This is a genomic window from Streptomyces sp. NPDC107550, assembly GCF_055639095.1.
On record NZ_JBVKBC010000017.1, the window covers coordinates 99,298 to 113,274 of the forward strand.

A 13,977-nucleotide genomic window follows, 5' to 3' on the forward strand; every position below is an offset into this window, starting at 1 on the left:
ACAAGGTTCGCGCTAGCGCAGCCGCTGGCTGATCACCTTCGAGACGCCGTCCCCCTGCATCGAGACGCCGTACAGCGCGTCGGCGACCTCCATCGTGCGCTTCTGGTGCGTGATCACGATGAGCTGCGACGCCTCCTGGAGCTCCTGCATGATGCGGATGAGCCGCTGGAGGTTGGTGTCGTCGAGAGCCGCCTCGACCTCGTCCATCACGTAGAACGGACTCGGCCGCGCCTTGAAGATGGAGACCAGCAACGCCACGGCCGTCAGCGACCGCTCGCCGCCCGACAGCAGGCTCAGCCGCTTGACCTTCTTGCCCGGCGGGCGGGCCTCGACGTCCACGCCCGTGGTGAGCATGTTGTCGGGGTCGGTCAGGATCAGCCGGCCGTCGCCGCCCGGGAACAGTCGACTGAAGACACCTTCGAACTCACGTGCGGTGTCCCGGTACGCCTCCGTGAAGACCTGCTCGACCCGCTCGTCGACCTCCTTCACCACCTGAAGGAGGTCGGCCCGGGTCTTCTTCAGGTCCTCCAACTGCTCGCTGAGGAACTTGTGGCGCTCCTCCAGCGCCGCGAACTCCTCAAGTGCGAGCGGATTGACCTTGCCGAGCTGCTGGTAGGCGCGCTCCGCCGACTTCAGCCGCTTCTCCTGCTCCGAACGGACGAACGGACGGGGCTTGTTGCGCGGGTGCTCCGGATCCTCCGGCAACTCCTCGCCCTCGGCGGGGAGCGAGGCCGGCACGAGCTGGTCAGGACCGTAGTCCGCGACGAGCCCGGCCGGTTCGACACCCAGTTCCTCCAGCGCCTTGGTCTCCAGCTGCTCGATCCGCAGCCTCTTCTCCGCTCCTAGTACCTCGCCTTTGTGGACCGAATCCGTCAACTTGTCGAGTTCCGCCTTCAGATCGCGGCCCCGGGCCCGCTCCGCGACCAGCTCCCGCTCCCGCTCGGCCTTGGCGCGCTCGGCGAGGGCCCGCTCCGCCTCGGCACGGGTGACGGACACCTCGACGTGCGCGAGGAGTTGCCGGGCGCCCGACGCGACGGCCTCGGCGACGGCCGCCTCGTGGCGCAGCCGGGCCCGCTGCCGCTCCGCACGCGCGCGTGCCTCGCGTTCGGCGCGGGCCGCCCGGTCCAGCGAGTCGGCGCGGCCCGCGAGCCCCTTGACCCGTTCCTCGTGCGTACGGACCTGGAGGCGGGCCTCCATCTCGGTCTGGCGGGCGTTGGCCCCGTCGGCGGAGAGCCGGTCGCGCACCGAGGTGTCCGGCTCCTCGTCGGCCGGCGTCTCCTCCGCCACCGCCAGCCGCTCGGCCAGCTCCTCGGCCTCCGCCGTCGCCCTCTCCAGCGCCTCCTGGGCCTTGGCGGCGGCCGCCTCGCTCCGCTCTGCCTCACCGGCCGCGCCGCGCGCCTGCCCGGCAAGCCGGCCGAGCTGCTGCGCCCGCCCGGACCGTTCGCGCTCGGTGGCCCGCTGCCGCTGCCCCAGCTCCTCCACCAGCGCCGCGCACTCCGCGCGCCGCTCCCCCGCCTCGTGCTGCGCCCGCGCCAGCTCCTCGCAGCGGGCGGCCAGTTCCTGGAGTTCGGCGGCGGCCTCGTCGACGGACGCCTGCACCTCAAGGAGGCTCGGCGCCCCGGCGGAGCCGCCGTGCGCGAAGTGGGCGCCGAGCAGATCGCCCTCGGCGGTGACGGCGGTCAGCTCGGGGCGGGCGTAGACCAGGTCCTCGGCGTCCTCCAGGGTGCCGACGACGACGATGTCGCGCAGCAGGTGCCGCACGGCCGCCATCAGCTCCTCGGGACCCCGGACCAGCTCGACGGCGTACGGGGGGTGGGTGCGGGGGGTCTGGGGGGCGGGGGCGCTGCCGGGGGCGGTGGGGGCGTGGGGGGCGGGTGTGTCAGAGGGGGCGTGCGTGGTTTCGCCGGTGGCGCCGGTTTCGCCGGTGGCGCCGGTCAGGAGGAGCGCCGCGCGTCCGGCGTCCTGTTTGCGCAGCAGGCGAATCGCTTCGGCAGCGGAGGCGGGCGTGGTCACGGCGATGGCGTCGGCGGCGGCGCCGAACGCGGCGGCGACCGCGACCTCGTACCCCGGTGTCACGGTCAGCAGTTCGGCGGCGGGCCCGAGCAGTCCGGTCAGCCGCTCCTTGGCGCCGAGCAGGGCGCCGCTGCCGTCCTTGCGGCGCAGCCCGAGGGCCAGCGCCTCATGGCGGGCGGCGACGGCGGCGCGCTTGCGTTCGGCGGCGGTGACGGCCTCGCGGGCGGCGTTGTGGGCGGACTCCGCCTGCGCCAGCGCCTCCTTCGCCTCGGCGAGCCGTGCGCCGAGTTCCTCGTCGCCGGCGTCGAGGCCGTCGACCTCGGCCCGCAGCTCCTCGTACTCCTCCTGCGCGGTCACGGCCCGCTGCCGCGCCTCGTCGCGGGCTGCGGCGAGCCGGTCGATCTCGGCCTGCGCGGAGGCGGCGCGGGAGCGGGCGGCGCCGGCCTGGCCCTGGAGGCGGGCGAGTCCCTCGCGGCGGTCGGCGATGGCGCGGGCCGCGTCCCTGAGCCGGCGTTCCTCGACGGCCAGTTCCCGTTCCAGTTCGGCGCGGTGGGCGACCGTCTCGTCGAGGGCGATCTGCGCGGCTTCGAGGGCGGCGGTCAGTTCGGCCTCCTGCTCGCGCACCCGGGCGGCCTCGCGCTCCAGGTCCTCGGGCTCACGGCCGCGCCGTTCCTCGGTGGGCGCGGACGTGGCGCTCTTGACGCGGGCGTCGGCCAGGGAGATCGTGCCGCGCACCCGCTCGGCCAGCTGCGACAGCTCGTAGAAGCTGCGCTGGGCCCGCTCCAGGCGCGGGGTGAGGCGGCGGACCTCGTCCTCCAGGTGCCCTTCGCGCTGGAGAGCCTTCTTCAGCTCCTGTTCGGCCGTCTCCTTGCGGCGCTTCAGCTCGGCCTCGTCGGCGACCTCCGCGTTCAACGCCTCGCGCAGCCGTACGAGGTCGTCGGCGAGCAGGCGCAGCCGGGTGTCGCGCAGGTCGGCCTGGATGACGGCGGCGCGGCGGGCGACGGCGGCCTGCCGGCCGAGCGGCTTGAGCTGGCGGCGCAGTTCGTCGGTGAGGTCCTGCACGCGCGCGAGGTTGGCCTGCATCGCGTCGAGCTTGCGCAGCGCCTTCTCCTTGCGCTTGCGGTGCTTGAGGACGCCGGCGGCCTCCTCGATGAAGGCGCGGCGCCCCATCGGGTCGGCGTGCAGCACGGAGTCGAGCTGGCCCTGGCCGACGATGACGTGCATCTCGCGGCCGATGCCGGAGTCGGAGAGGAGTTCCTGGATGTCGAGGAGGCGGCAGGTGTCGCCGTTGATCTGGTACTCGCTGCCGCCGTTGCGGAACATGATCCGCGTGATGGTGACCTCGGCGTACTCGATGGGCAGCGCGCCGTCGCTGTTGTCGATGGTGAGGGAGACCTCGGCCCGGCCGAGCGGCGGGCGGCCGGTGGTGCCGGCGAAGATGACGTCCTCCATCTTGCCGCCGCGCAGCGACTTGGCGCCCTGTTCGCCCATGACCCAGCTCAGCGCGTCCACGACGTTGGACTTTCCGGAGCCGTTGGGGCCGACGACGCAGGTGATGCCCGGCTCGAAGCGCAGGGTGGTGGCCGAGGCGAACGATTTGAACCCGCGCAGGGTCAGGGCCTTGAGGTGCACGCCGTCGGACTTTACCGGGCGGCCTTGTCTCACTCCATGAACCCGCGGTTTCGCCTCTTGAGGCGCAGGGCACATCAGACGTGAGAAAGCGAAGAACAACGACAAGAAAGAAGGGACGCCGAAGCGTCCCTTGCGTATCTCTGGTCAAGCGGCTGACACGGGCATCCCGACCACTGATTCCTGGGGCGTGGTCAGGTGAGCGCAGGCTCCGCCTGGGGTACGTCGACCTCGATGTCGTGAGAAGCGGCAGCCGCGAGCGCGTCGTTCTCGGCCTGGATCCGAACCAGCTCGGATTCGAGGTCCTGGACGCGCTGCTGGAGCCGTCGCATCTCGGCGAGGAGTCGCGGGTCGCTGCCGCCGACGTAACCGAGAAGCGCCTTTGCCATGATGGATGGTCCTCCACAATGAGTGACGACCGTAGCGGTGTGGGTCGTGAGGGAATTCGCACCCGCGGTGCTTGGCACTACTTGTTTTTGCTGCCGTTCTCACATGCCAAACAGCTAAGGTGCGCGGGGCTTCCAGAGTCTCACCAAAAAGTTTGACGGTCAACACGATCACGCCCCGTATCAGCGGGCACCCGGGGGCTCTGCGCCGTCGGACGTGCGGCGCGGCCTGACCGTCGGGGCCCGGGGGCGTGGAGATCATCCGTACGCGGGAGCCTCCCATGAGCGCCCCGAATTGGCAACCACCAGGGACTTTCCTCCGCGGGCGGTCGCACGGACCGCCGCGCGGGGGCACGGAAGGCGCCTCGCGCGCGTGGCCGTCAGCGGATGGCGAAGCCCTCGTAGCCGCCCCGGGGCGTGTCCCAGATCTCAGTCACACCGTCCACGCGGCCGGGCGTGTCGCCCTCGTGGAGCCAGTCGAGGAGCTGTTGGCACGCCTCGCGCGGCCCTTCGGCGACGACCTGTACGCGTCCGTCGTCCAGATTGAGAGCAAAACCACTCAGGCCGCCGATCTCCAGTGCCCTCGCGCGCGTGAACCAGCGGAATCCCACGCGCTGGACGCGTCCGCGCACCCATGCGGTGAGCCGTACGTCTTCGTTCATGGGTGCACGCTAACCGGCCAATTGCTCATGGAGCACTTCGTCCCCTTCCGTTCTGCGGTACCGTCGCGGACCGATGAGCCTCACTCGTACGAGTGAGGCGATCGAGGACCACGAGCGCGTCGCTTGACGACCGCGCGCGGACGACCGAGACGGCGGCCGATTCGATGGCCGAACCGACGACCGCGTCGACGACCACGGCGACGGCCGCGAGGAAGACCGCCGCGAGGACGAGGAAGGCCAGGACATGGGACGCCACCGACGCTCCGCCGCCGGCGGTGCCGCGGACCCCGCCGCGACCCCCGCGCTCAGCTACGCGGACGACCCCTACGCCACGGGACGCGCCGCCGCCCCCGCCGATGGCCCGCGCGGCGGCTCCCACCGCCGTAAGAAGCGGGACGGCGTGCCGCTGCGCACGGGCCTGCTCGGGGTCTCCGCCGCTGTCGCCATGGGCGCGGTCGCCATGACCTCCGGCCTGATACCGGGCACCGACTCCTACAAGCTCGGCGGCGGCCACGACGGCGACAAGGTCCGGGCCGTCGACGCCTCGCCGTCCGTCGCGGCGCAGGGCGGCACGGGCGGCTCCCTCACCGAGCGCGAACCGTCCGCCGCGAGCCGGGGCACGGACCGTACCGCCCCGTCGGCCCAGCCCTCGGCGCCCGCTTCGAAGACCCCGGCGGCGAAACCGTCCAAGGCGCCCTCCAGCGCGCCCGCCGCCCCGCGCACGCACGCCCCGGCGAAGCCCGCGTCGCCCTCCCCCGAGGCGCCCCGGGCGACGCACGCCCCGGCCGCGCGGTCCGGTGCCGCGAGCGCGGCCGTCACGGAGCGGTCCGCCGCCGCGCAGGTTCTCGCCCTGGTCAACCAGGAGCGCGCCAAGGCCGGCTGCTCCCCCGTCACGGCGGACGCCGGGCTCGCCTCGCTGGCCCGGGCGTTCAGCGAGGACATGGCCGCGCGCAACTTCTTCGACCACACGGACCCCGACGGGGCGAGCCCGTGGGACCGCGCCAAGAAGGCGGGCATCACCGACCTCGGCGGCGAGAACATCGCCCGGGGGCAGGCGAACGCCCGGTCCGTCATGGACGCCTGGATGAAGAGCCCCGGCCACCGCGCCAACATCCTGAACTGCGACTACAAGACCCTCGGCGTCGGCGTCCACTTCGGCTCGGGCGGCCCGTGGTGGACCCAGGACTTCGGGTTCTGAGTACTCCGGGGCCTCAGCACTCCGGGTTCTGGTCATGTCAGGTTCCGGCCAGTCGGACGCACCGCACCGCACCGCAGGGCACTTTCCCTCAGTAAGCGCCCTCTTCCGGAGCGCGCCACCCCGGCGTAAGCTGCCGCTATGAGCACGCCCGACGCCTCCCCCGTCATGGACACCGCCACCGAGCCCGGCGCCCCGCGGCCGGAGGACGCCGCCGCGCTCCCCTTCGACGTGTTCTCCAAGCTCTGCCCCTCGCGCGGCACCCTGGAGCACGTCACCGGCCGCTGGGGCGCGCTGACCCTGGGGGCTCTGCACGAGGGCTCCCTGCGGTTCAACGCGCTGCGGCGCCGCGTGGACGGCGTCAGCGAGAAGATGCTGTCACAGACGCTGCACGCCCTGGAGCGGGACGGCCTGGTGCACCGCGAGGCGCAGCCGACGAACCCGCCCCGCGTGGACTACGAGCTGACGCCCCTCGGCCATGAGGTCGCCGCGCGGCTGCTCGCGCTCATCCACTGCGTGGAGGGCCGTATGGAGGACGTCCTCGCGGCCCGAGAGCGTTACGACGAGGCGCGCGGCGGGCGCTGACAGCGCGGGCAGTAGTAGCTGGACCGGTTCATCCAGGGCCGCCGCCGCATGGGCGTGGCGCAGCGCCGGCACGGCAGGCCCTCACGCCCGTACGCGTCGAGGGAGCGGTCGAAGTAGCCCGACTCGCCGTTGACGTTGACGTAGAGCGAGTCGAAGCTCGTGCCGCCGACGGCGAGCGCCGCGTTCATGACGTCCCGTACATGCCCGAGGAGTTCGTTCGTACGGGGGCGGGTGAGGGTGGCGGTGGGGCGCTCGTAGTGCAGCCTGGCGCGCCACAGGGCCTCGTCGGCGTAGATGTTGCCGACGCCGCTGATCAGCGACTGGTCGAGCAGCGCGCGCTTGATGGTGGTGCGCTTGCGGCGCAGCGCGGTGTGGAACGCGGCGTCGTCGAACAGCGGGTCGAGCGGGTCGCGCGCGATGTGGGCGATGACGTCGGGCAGCCCGTCCGGGGTGGTGTCGTGCAGGGAGAGGCCGCCGAAGGTGCGCTGGTCGACGAAGCGGAGTTCGGTGCCGAGGCCGTCGTCGAAGCGGACGCGGACCCGCAGGTGCTTCTCGTCGGGCGCGTCGTGCGGCTGGACGAGGAGCTGTCCGCTCATGCCGAGGTGCGCGAGGATCGAACTGTTCGTCGTCTCCAGCGGCAGCCACAGGTACTTGCCGCGCCGGCTGGGCTCCCCGACGCGCTGCCCCTTGAGCCGCTGCGCGAAGTCGTCGCCGCCCGCGATGTGCCGGCGTACCGCGCGCGCGTGCAGCACCTCGGCGTCGGCGACGGTGCGGTGCGCGACCCAGCGGGCCAACCCGCGCCGTACGACCTCGACTTCGGGCAGCTCGGGCACGGGGTCCTCCGGACGGGGTGAAGCGGTGAACCCCGCGAGCCTACCGCGCCGCCCGTGACACGCGGCGGGCCCCGAAAGGCGCACCCCGGGACACCTCCGAAGCGCGCCCCGAAGACACACCCCCAAGACGCACTCCGAAGGCACATCCCGAAGGCTTTCCGAAGGCGCTGCTCGCCCATGCGAAACGCCCGCCCCCTCCGGTGCGGGACCGGTGGGGACGGGCGTCCCAGGAAGCGGTGGAGCTATACGCCAGGGGCGGGGTCGGCGACCGCCCCTTCGCTCTGCGCGGCCTTGGCACGCTCGTCCGCGGCGGCGCGAATCGCACGCCACGCGGACTCAGCGGCCTGCTGCTCCGCTTCCTTCTTGCTGCGGCCGGTGCCGGTGCCGTACGAGACGCCTCCGACGCGGGCGGCAGCAGTGAAGGTCTTCTCGTGGTCCGGGCCCGTCTCGGTCACGAGGTACTCGGGCACGCCGAGCCCCTCGGTCGCCGTGAGCTCCTGGAGACTGGTCTTCCAGTCCAGGCCGGCGCCCAGGTTCGAGGACTTCTCGATCAGCGGGTCGAAGAGGCGGTGGACGAGTTCGCCCGCCGCGTCCAGACCCTGGTCCAGATACACCGCACCGATCACCGCTTCGAGGGTGTCGGCGAGGATCGACGCCTTGTCCCGGCCGCCCGTACCTTCTTCACCGCGGCCGAGCCGGATGAAGGAACCGAGGTCGAGCCCGCGGCTGACCTCCGCAAGCGCACGCGAGTTGACCACCGCGGCCCGCAACTTGGCCAGTTGGCCTTCGGGCAGGTCGGGGTGGGTGCGGTAGAGCGTGTCGGTGACGACGAGACCGAGCACGGAGTCCCCGAGGAACTCGAGGCGCTCATTGGTCGGCAGGCCACCGTTCTCGTACGCGTACGAACGATGCGTCAGCGCACGCACCAGAAGGGCGGACTCGAGCTTGTACCCGAGCCGCCCTTCCAGAAGCGTGTGGGACGAGGCTGTGGTGTCGGCCTTTTTCTTGGCGTCATCCGCCGGTTTATGGCTAGCCACTGTGCCTCTCACCAGCCGCTCAGACCTCGAGGACCTGGCGCTTGTTGTAGGTGCCGCAAGCGGGGCACGCGATGTGCTGCAGCTTGGGCTCCTGGCAACGCTCACACGAAACCAGGGTGGGGACCGCAGCCTTCCACTGCGACCGGCGGTGGCGCGTGTTGCTGCGCGACATCTTCCGCTTCGGAACAGCCACGGCTACTTCTCCTGCTTCTCGTCGACGCCCGCTTCCGCTTCGGCGCCGCTCATCTCGTCCTTCTCGCCGTCCTGGATGGTGCCAGCGAGTCCCTGCAATGCCGCCCAACGGATGTCGACGGCGTCGTGATGGTGGTCCGGGTCGTCGTTCAGGGGTACGCCGCACTCGGCGCACAGTCCCTGGCAGTCCTCCCGGCACACCGGCTGCATCGGCAGTGCGAGCACCACCGCATCACGCAGCACAGGCTCGAGGTCGAACAGGCCGTCCTCGAGAAAGAGCCTGTCCTCGTCGTCCTCGGCGTCGTCGCCGGCGTCGTCCTTGGGACGGCCCCGGTCGTCGGCGTCAGGGTACGAGAACATCTCCTGGAAGTCCGCTTCGACCTCTTGGTCGAGCGGCTCCAGACACCTTACGCACTCCCCCTTGGCCGATGCACGGGCGGTGCCTGTGACAAGCACCCCTTCCATGACCGACTCCAAGCGGAGGTCGAGCTCCACCGGGGCGCCTTCCGGCACCTCGATGACTCCCTGGAGACCGAGGTCCTTGGGAGCGTCGATCGTGCGGGACAGCCGCTGCATGGCACCAGGACGCCGCCCCAGCTCGTGCGTGTCGAACACGAGGGGGTTCCGGTGGTCGAGGCGGGTGTTCAGGGCTGGTCCTGCTTTCGTTCTTCGGAGCTCATGAGGGGCGCCGCCCGCGATCTTCCGGGCAGCTCGGAACGCACGTGTACGCGCGGCCGAACGCCCAGGATACTGGACCTTTCGCTCTCGGCCCAATCCGGTCCCCGGCACCCCCGGAGCCCGGGGTCAGCGGCCCTGGCCGTACTGCCTCTCGTACTCCCGCACCTGCTCCATGTCGATCATGCTGGTGTCGAAGAGGCTGGTCTCGTCGAGCGCCCCGGCCTGCGCCTGCTGCCGGCCGTGCTGGTCCTGGGGGTCCTGCTGGGCCTGCTGCCCCGCCTGGTCCTGGTGGCCCTGCTGCTCGTAGCCGCCGTAGTAGCCGCCCTGCTGCTGCGCCGCGTACGGGTCCTGCTGTTGCTGCTGATAGCCGTACGGGTCCTGCTGGTACACCGCGTAGGGGTCCTGCTGTCCGTAGGGCTGCTGCTGGTAGGCGTACGCGTCCTGCTGCTGACCGTAGGAAGCGGCGGCGGGCTGCTGCGCGGGGATCTGCGGGGCCTGGCTCTCCGGGGCGTCCTGCGTGCCGCCCTGGAAGCCCTGGCCGCCGATCTCGGCGAGGCCCGCGAGGTAGTCGGCGTCGCTGGTGTGGGCCTGGGCGCCGCCCTCGCCGTCCAGGCCGAGGGTGCCGAGGTCGTCCTGCGCGATGCGGCCGTGCAGCTTCTGACGGCCCTTGCCGACGGCCTCCAGGGTCTTGGCGAGCACCGCCTCGAACGCGCCGAGCTTGACGTCCACGTACGCGTCGGCGTCGCGGCGCAGCGTCTCGGGGTCGTGGCTGCGCTCGGGGGCGTCCTCGTCCTCGTAGCCGGCCTCGTCGGTGCCGGGTCCGGTGCCGAGCAGCTTCTCGCGGCCGCGGCCTACGGAGCCGAGCGTCTTGTTGAGGACGACCTCGAAGTTGGCGAGCTTGGAGTCGACGTAGTCGTCGGCCTCCGCGCGGATCTCCTCGGCCTCCTGGCGGGCCTCGGCGAGGATGCGGTCGGCCTCGTCCTGGGAGCGGCGGGCGATCTCGGTGTCGGCGATGAGGGTGCCGCGCTCGGCGTGCGCGCTCTCGATGATCCGCTCGGCCTCGGCACGGGCCTGCTCGACCAGCTGCTCGCGCCCGCCGATCAGCTCCTGGGCCTGCGCCAGGGAGCCGGGCAGCGCCTGGCGCACCTCTTCGAGCATCGTGAGCAGGTCGGCGCGGTTGACCACGCACGACGCCGACATGGGCATGGACCTGGCGCCTGCGACCGCGGCGACGATCTCGTCGAGCTTCTTCTGCACGTCCACCGTGTGCTCGCCACTCTCTCGTCAGCTCACAGGGGTGTGAGGGGTTGTGGAGACGGACGAGTCGACTGTATGCCCAACTGGCGCGTGCGTGTCACCTCTTGGGGAGGCGCTCGGTGAGGGCCTCGTGGACGACCGGCGGGACGAGGTGGGACACGTCACCGCCCCAGGCCGCGACCTCCTTGACCAGCGAGGAGGACAGGAAGCTGTAGGTGGGGTTGGTGGGGACGAAGAGGGTCTCGACACCGGAGAGGCCGTTGTTCATCTGGGCCATCTGCAACTCGTAGTCGAAGTCGCTGACCGCGCGCAGGCCCTTGACGATCGCGGGGATGTCGCGCTGCTTGCAGAAGTCGACGAGCAGGCCGTGGAAGGCCTCCACCTGTACGTTGCCGAACTCGGCCGTGACCTCGCGGATCAGGTCGATCCGCTCGTCCACCTCGAACAGGCCCTTCTTCGACTGGTTGATCATCACCGCGACGTGCACGACGTCGTACAGCTTGGAGGCTCGGGCGATGATGTCGAGGTGGCCGTTGGTGATGGGGTCGAACGACCCCGGACAGACTGCGCGGCGCACGGGAAGTCCCTCGCTCTCCGGTCCGGTCATCGTGCGTCGTCGCACGTGAGGGTGGTGTTCAAGGCGGCGCGACCGTACCAGAACGTGCCTTCGCCGTAGCGCCGGGACCGCAGGGGCTCGAAGCCCTCCGGCCACCGGAACTCGCCGCCTCTAGTGCTGCGTTCCACGGTGACGAGCGCGTCGTCCGTGAGCCAGCCCTGGGCACGGAGTGTGAGCAGTATCTCTCGAAGATCGTCGTCGGAGACGGCGTAGGGCGGATCGAGGAAGACCAGGTCGTAGGGGGTTTCCGGAGGTTCGCCCGCGGCGACTTGTTCCGCTTTGCCGGTACGGGCCTCGGCGCCGGGCAGGCCGAGCGCCTTGATGTTCTCGCGGACGGTGCGGGCGGCGCGGGCGTCGGCCTCCACGAGCAGCGCGTGGGCGGCGCCGCGCGAGAGGGCTTCCAGGCCGACGGCTCCGGAGCCCGCGTAGAGGTCGGCGACGCGGGCGCCGTCGAGGGTGCCGAGGAGCGCCTGCCAGGTGGAGAAGAGGCCCTCGCGCGCCCGGTCGGAGGTGGGGCGGGTGCCGGTACCCGGCGGTACGGCCAGGCGGCGTCCGCCGGCGCGTCCGGCGATCACGCGGGTCATCTCGGGGTCCTTGTCGGTGTCGGTGGCAGGTGTCCGGGGCGGGCCCGCGGGCCCCTCCAGTGTCTCAGCCCTTGTCGAGGTACTGCTCGCGCTCCTCGTCGAGCAGGGCGTCCAGGGCCGTGCGCAGACCGGGCAGGCGCGCGAGGTCCGGGTCGGCGGCGACGACCTGCGTGGCCTCCTGGCGGGCCTGCTCGATGATCTCCTCGTCCTCGATGACGGCGAGCATCCGCAGCGAGGAGCGCACCCCGGACTGGGCCTGGCCGAGCACGTCGCCCTCGCGGCGCTGCTCCAGGTCGATACGGGACAGCTCGAACCCGTCGAGGGTCGAGGCGACGGCGCCGAGGCGGGCGCGCGCGGGGCTGGCCTCCGGCATCTCGGTGACCAGCAGGCACAGCCCGGCCGCGGAGCCGCGCCCGACGCGGCCGCGCAACTGGTGGAGCTGGGAGACGCCGAACCGGTCGGCGTCCATGATCACCATGGCGGTCGCGTTCGGCACGTTCACCCCGACCTCGATGACCGTCGTGGCGACCAGGACGTCCGTCTCGCCGGCGGCGAAGCGGCGCATGACGGCGTCCTTGTCGTCGGGGTGCATCCGGCCGTGCAGGACCTCCACGCTCAGCCCGCGCAGCGGGCCCTGGGCCAGTTCCTCGGCGACGTCGAGGACGGCGAGCGGCGGGCGCTTCTCCGCCTCGTCCTCGGCGGACTTCTTCGCGCCCTTGCCCTTCTTCGGCTTGTCGTCCTCGTCGTCGCCGATGCGGGGGCAGACCACGTACGCCTGGTGCCCCTTGCCGACCTCCTCGCGCACGCGCTCCCACGCGCGTGCGAGGAAGTGCGGTTTGTCGGCGGCGGGGACGACATGGCTGGCGATGGGCGAGCGGCCGGCGGGGAGCTGGTCGAGGACGGAGGTCTCCAGGTCGCCGAAGACCGTCATGGCGACCGTGCGCGGGATCGGGGTCGCCGTCATCACGAGCAGGTGCGGCGGCTGCTTGCCCTTGGAGCGCAGCGCGTCGCGCTGCTCGACGCCGAAGCGGTGCTGCTCGTCGACGACGACGAGGCCGAGGTCGTGGAACTGGACCTTGTCCTCGATCAGCGCGTGCGTGCCGATGACGATGCCGGCCTCTCCGGTGACGAGGTCGAGCAGGGCCTGCTTGCGGGCGGCGGTGCCCATGGAGCCGGTGAGCAGGACGACCTTGGTGGAGTGCTCGGCGCCGCCGAGCATGCCGCCCTCGGCCAGCTCGCCCATCATCTCGGTGATGGAGCGGTGGTGCTGCTGGGCGAGGACCTCGGTCGGCGCGAGCATCGCGGCCTGTCCCCCGGCGTCGACGACGGCGAGCATGGCGCGCAGCGCGACCATCGTCTTGCCGGAGCCGACCTCGCCCTGCAGGAGCCGGTGCATCGGGTGTTCGGTGGCGAGGTCGTCGAAGATCTCCCGGGAGACCTTCTGCTGGCCGTCGGTGAGGGTGAAGGGCAGCTTCGCGTCGAAGGCGGTCAGCAGGCCGTCCGGCTTCGGTACGCGCGCGACGGCGGTGAGCTGGGTGTCGGCGAAGCGGCGGCGGGCGAGGGCGACCTGGAGGACGAACGCCTCGTCCCATTTCAGGCGGGCCCGGGCGTCCGCGATGTCGGCCTTGGTGTGCGGGCGGTGGATCTTGAGCAGGGCCTCCGGGAGAGGGAGGAGGCCGCGGCCCTCACGCAGCGCCTCGGGCAGCGGGTCGAGCGCCTCGGTGGCGCTGGGCAGGACGAGGTCGACGGCCTTGGAGATCTTCCAGGACTCCAGCTTGGCGGTGGCCGGGTAGAGCGGCAGCAGGGCGCCCGCCCAGGAGCCGACCGCCTCGGCTGCGTCCTCGGAGGAGTCGGCGCGCAGCAACTGGTAGGCGGGGTGGGCGAGCTGCATCTTGCGGTTGAAGACGCCGACCTTGCCGGCGAACATCGCGCGCGTGCCGGGCAGCAGGTCCTTGTGCGGCTTGTGGATGCCGCGGCCGAAGAAGACGAGCTGGAGCTGGCCGCTGCCGTCGGTGATGGTGACTTCCAGGCGCTGCCCGCTGCCGCCGTTGAACCGCAGGACGCGGGCGGAGGCGACCTGGGCGACGACGGTGACGTGCTCGTCGAGCGGCAGGTCCGACAGGCGCGTCAGCTCGCCCCGCTCGGCGTATCTGCGCGGGTAGTGGTGGAGCAGGTCGCCGACGGTGTGCAGACCTAGGTGCTCGGCCATCACCTTCGCGGTGGCGGGACCGAGCGCTTTCTTCAGCGGTTCTTCGAGCGCGGGCACGAGATCCATTGCACACCACACCACCGACAATCACCCACGACCCC

Annotated in this window: 14 protein-coding genes; 2 read left to right on the plus strand and 12 right to left on the minus strand. The window is 71.8% G+C overall.

Features of this window, described 5'->3' with window-relative positions; genetic code table 11:
• Positions 1-12: 12 nt before the first annotated feature.
• The 4 genes from smc to ACZ7LY_RS22400 form a co-directional block, all read right to left on the minus strand.
• A complete protein-coding gene (smc, locus tag ACZ7LY_RS22385; RefSeq protein ID WP_471626424.1) occupies positions 13-3,645 on the minus strand; it encodes a chromosome segregation protein SMC in 3,633 nt (1,210 codons plus the stop codon).
• A 191-nt stretch (positions 3,646-3,836) separates the two neighbouring features.
• Positions 3,837-4,031: a hypothetical protein gene (locus tag ACZ7LY_RS22390; RefSeq protein WP_471626425.1), complete on the minus strand. Its 195-nt coding sequence runs from the start codon at positions 4,029-4,031 to the stop codon at positions 3,837-3,839.
• Between the two features lie 377 nt (positions 4,032-4,408).
• Positions 4,409-4,690: an acylphosphatase gene (locus ACZ7LY_RS22395; protein WP_471626426.1), complete on the minus strand. Its 282-nt coding sequence runs from the start codon at positions 4,688-4,690 to the stop codon at positions 4,409-4,411.
• A 25-nt stretch (positions 4,691-4,715) separates the two neighbouring features.
• Positions 4,716-4,946 (minus strand): hypothetical protein, encoded by a 231-nt coding sequence (locus tag ACZ7LY_RS22400; protein ID WP_471626427.1) that lies wholly within the window; start codon positions 4,944-4,946, stop codon positions 4,716-4,718.
• Here ACZ7LY_RS22400 and ACZ7LY_RS22405 point away from each other — a divergent pair.
• Both ACZ7LY_RS22405 and ACZ7LY_RS22410 read left to right on the plus strand, forming a co-directional pair.
• The gene (locus ACZ7LY_RS22405) at positions 4,935-5,888 is read left to right on the plus strand and encodes a CAP domain-containing protein (protein WP_471626428.1); all 954 of its coding nucleotides are present in this window, start codon (positions 4,935-4,937) and stop codon (positions 5,886-5,888) included. The two genes, ACZ7LY_RS22400 and ACZ7LY_RS22405, sit on opposite strands and share 12 nt — an antisense overlap.
• 165 nt (positions 5,889-6,053) lie before the next feature.
• Positions 6,054-6,470, plus strand: coding sequence for a winged helix-turn-helix transcriptional regulator (locus tag ACZ7LY_RS22410; protein ID WP_471626469.1), 417 nt, complete (start codon positions 6,054-6,056; stop codon positions 6,468-6,470).
• On the opposite strand, the gene mutM is transcribed toward ACZ7LY_RS22410, so the two are convergent.
• The 8 genes from mutM to recG all read right to left on the minus strand — a co-directional run bounded on the left by mutM (position 6,443) and on the right by recG (position 13,942).
• Positions 6,443-7,303: a bifunctional DNA-formamidopyrimidine glycosylase/DNA-(apurinic or apyrimidinic site) lyase gene (gene mutM / locus ACZ7LY_RS22415; protein ID WP_471626429.1), complete on the minus strand. Its 861-nt coding sequence runs from the start codon at positions 7,301-7,303 to the stop codon at positions 6,443-6,445. The genes ACZ7LY_RS22410 and mutM overlap by 28 nt on opposite strands.
• A 242-nt stretch (positions 7,304-7,545) precedes the next feature.
• Positions 7,546-8,352, minus strand: a complete 807-nt coding sequence (gene rnc / locus ACZ7LY_RS22420) for a ribonuclease III (RefSeq protein ID WP_471626430.1) — start codon at positions 8,350-8,352, stop codon at positions 7,546-7,548.
• 7 nt (positions 8,353-8,359) lie between these two features.
• Positions 8,360-8,533, minus strand: coding sequence for a 50S ribosomal protein L32 (gene rpmF, locus ACZ7LY_RS22425; RefSeq protein WP_030361955.1), 174 nt, complete (start codon positions 8,531-8,533; stop codon positions 8,360-8,362).
• A gap of 2 nt (positions 8,534-8,535) precedes the next feature.
• Positions 8,536-9,180, minus strand: a complete 645-nt coding sequence (locus ACZ7LY_RS22430; protein ID WP_471626470.1) for a YceD family protein — start codon at positions 9,178-9,180, stop codon at positions 8,536-8,538.
• Positions 9,181-9,336: 156 nt separating this feature from the next.
• Positions 9,337-10,473, minus strand: a complete 1,137-nt coding sequence (locus ACZ7LY_RS22435; RefSeq protein ID WP_471626431.1) for an ATP synthase F0 subunit B — start codon at positions 10,471-10,473, stop codon at positions 9,337-9,339.
• Between the two features lie 91 nt (positions 10,474-10,564).
• A complete protein-coding gene (coaD, locus tag ACZ7LY_RS22440) occupies positions 10,565-11,044 on the minus strand; it encodes a pantetheine-phosphate adenylyltransferase (protein WP_471626432.1) in 480 nt (159 codons plus the stop codon).
• Positions 11,045-11,070: 26 nt separating this feature from the next.
• Entirely contained in the window at positions 11,071-11,667 is a 597-nt protein-coding gene (rsmD, locus tag ACZ7LY_RS22445) for a 16S rRNA (guanine(966)-N(2))-methyltransferase RsmD (RefSeq protein ID WP_471626433.1), read from the minus strand.
• Positions 11,668-11,731: 64 nt separating this feature from the next.
• Positions 11,732-13,942, minus strand: a complete 2,211-nt coding sequence (gene recG, locus ACZ7LY_RS22450) for an ATP-dependent DNA helicase RecG (protein WP_471626434.1) — start codon at positions 13,940-13,942, stop codon at positions 11,732-11,734.
• Positions 13,943-13,977 lie beyond the last annotated feature (35 nt).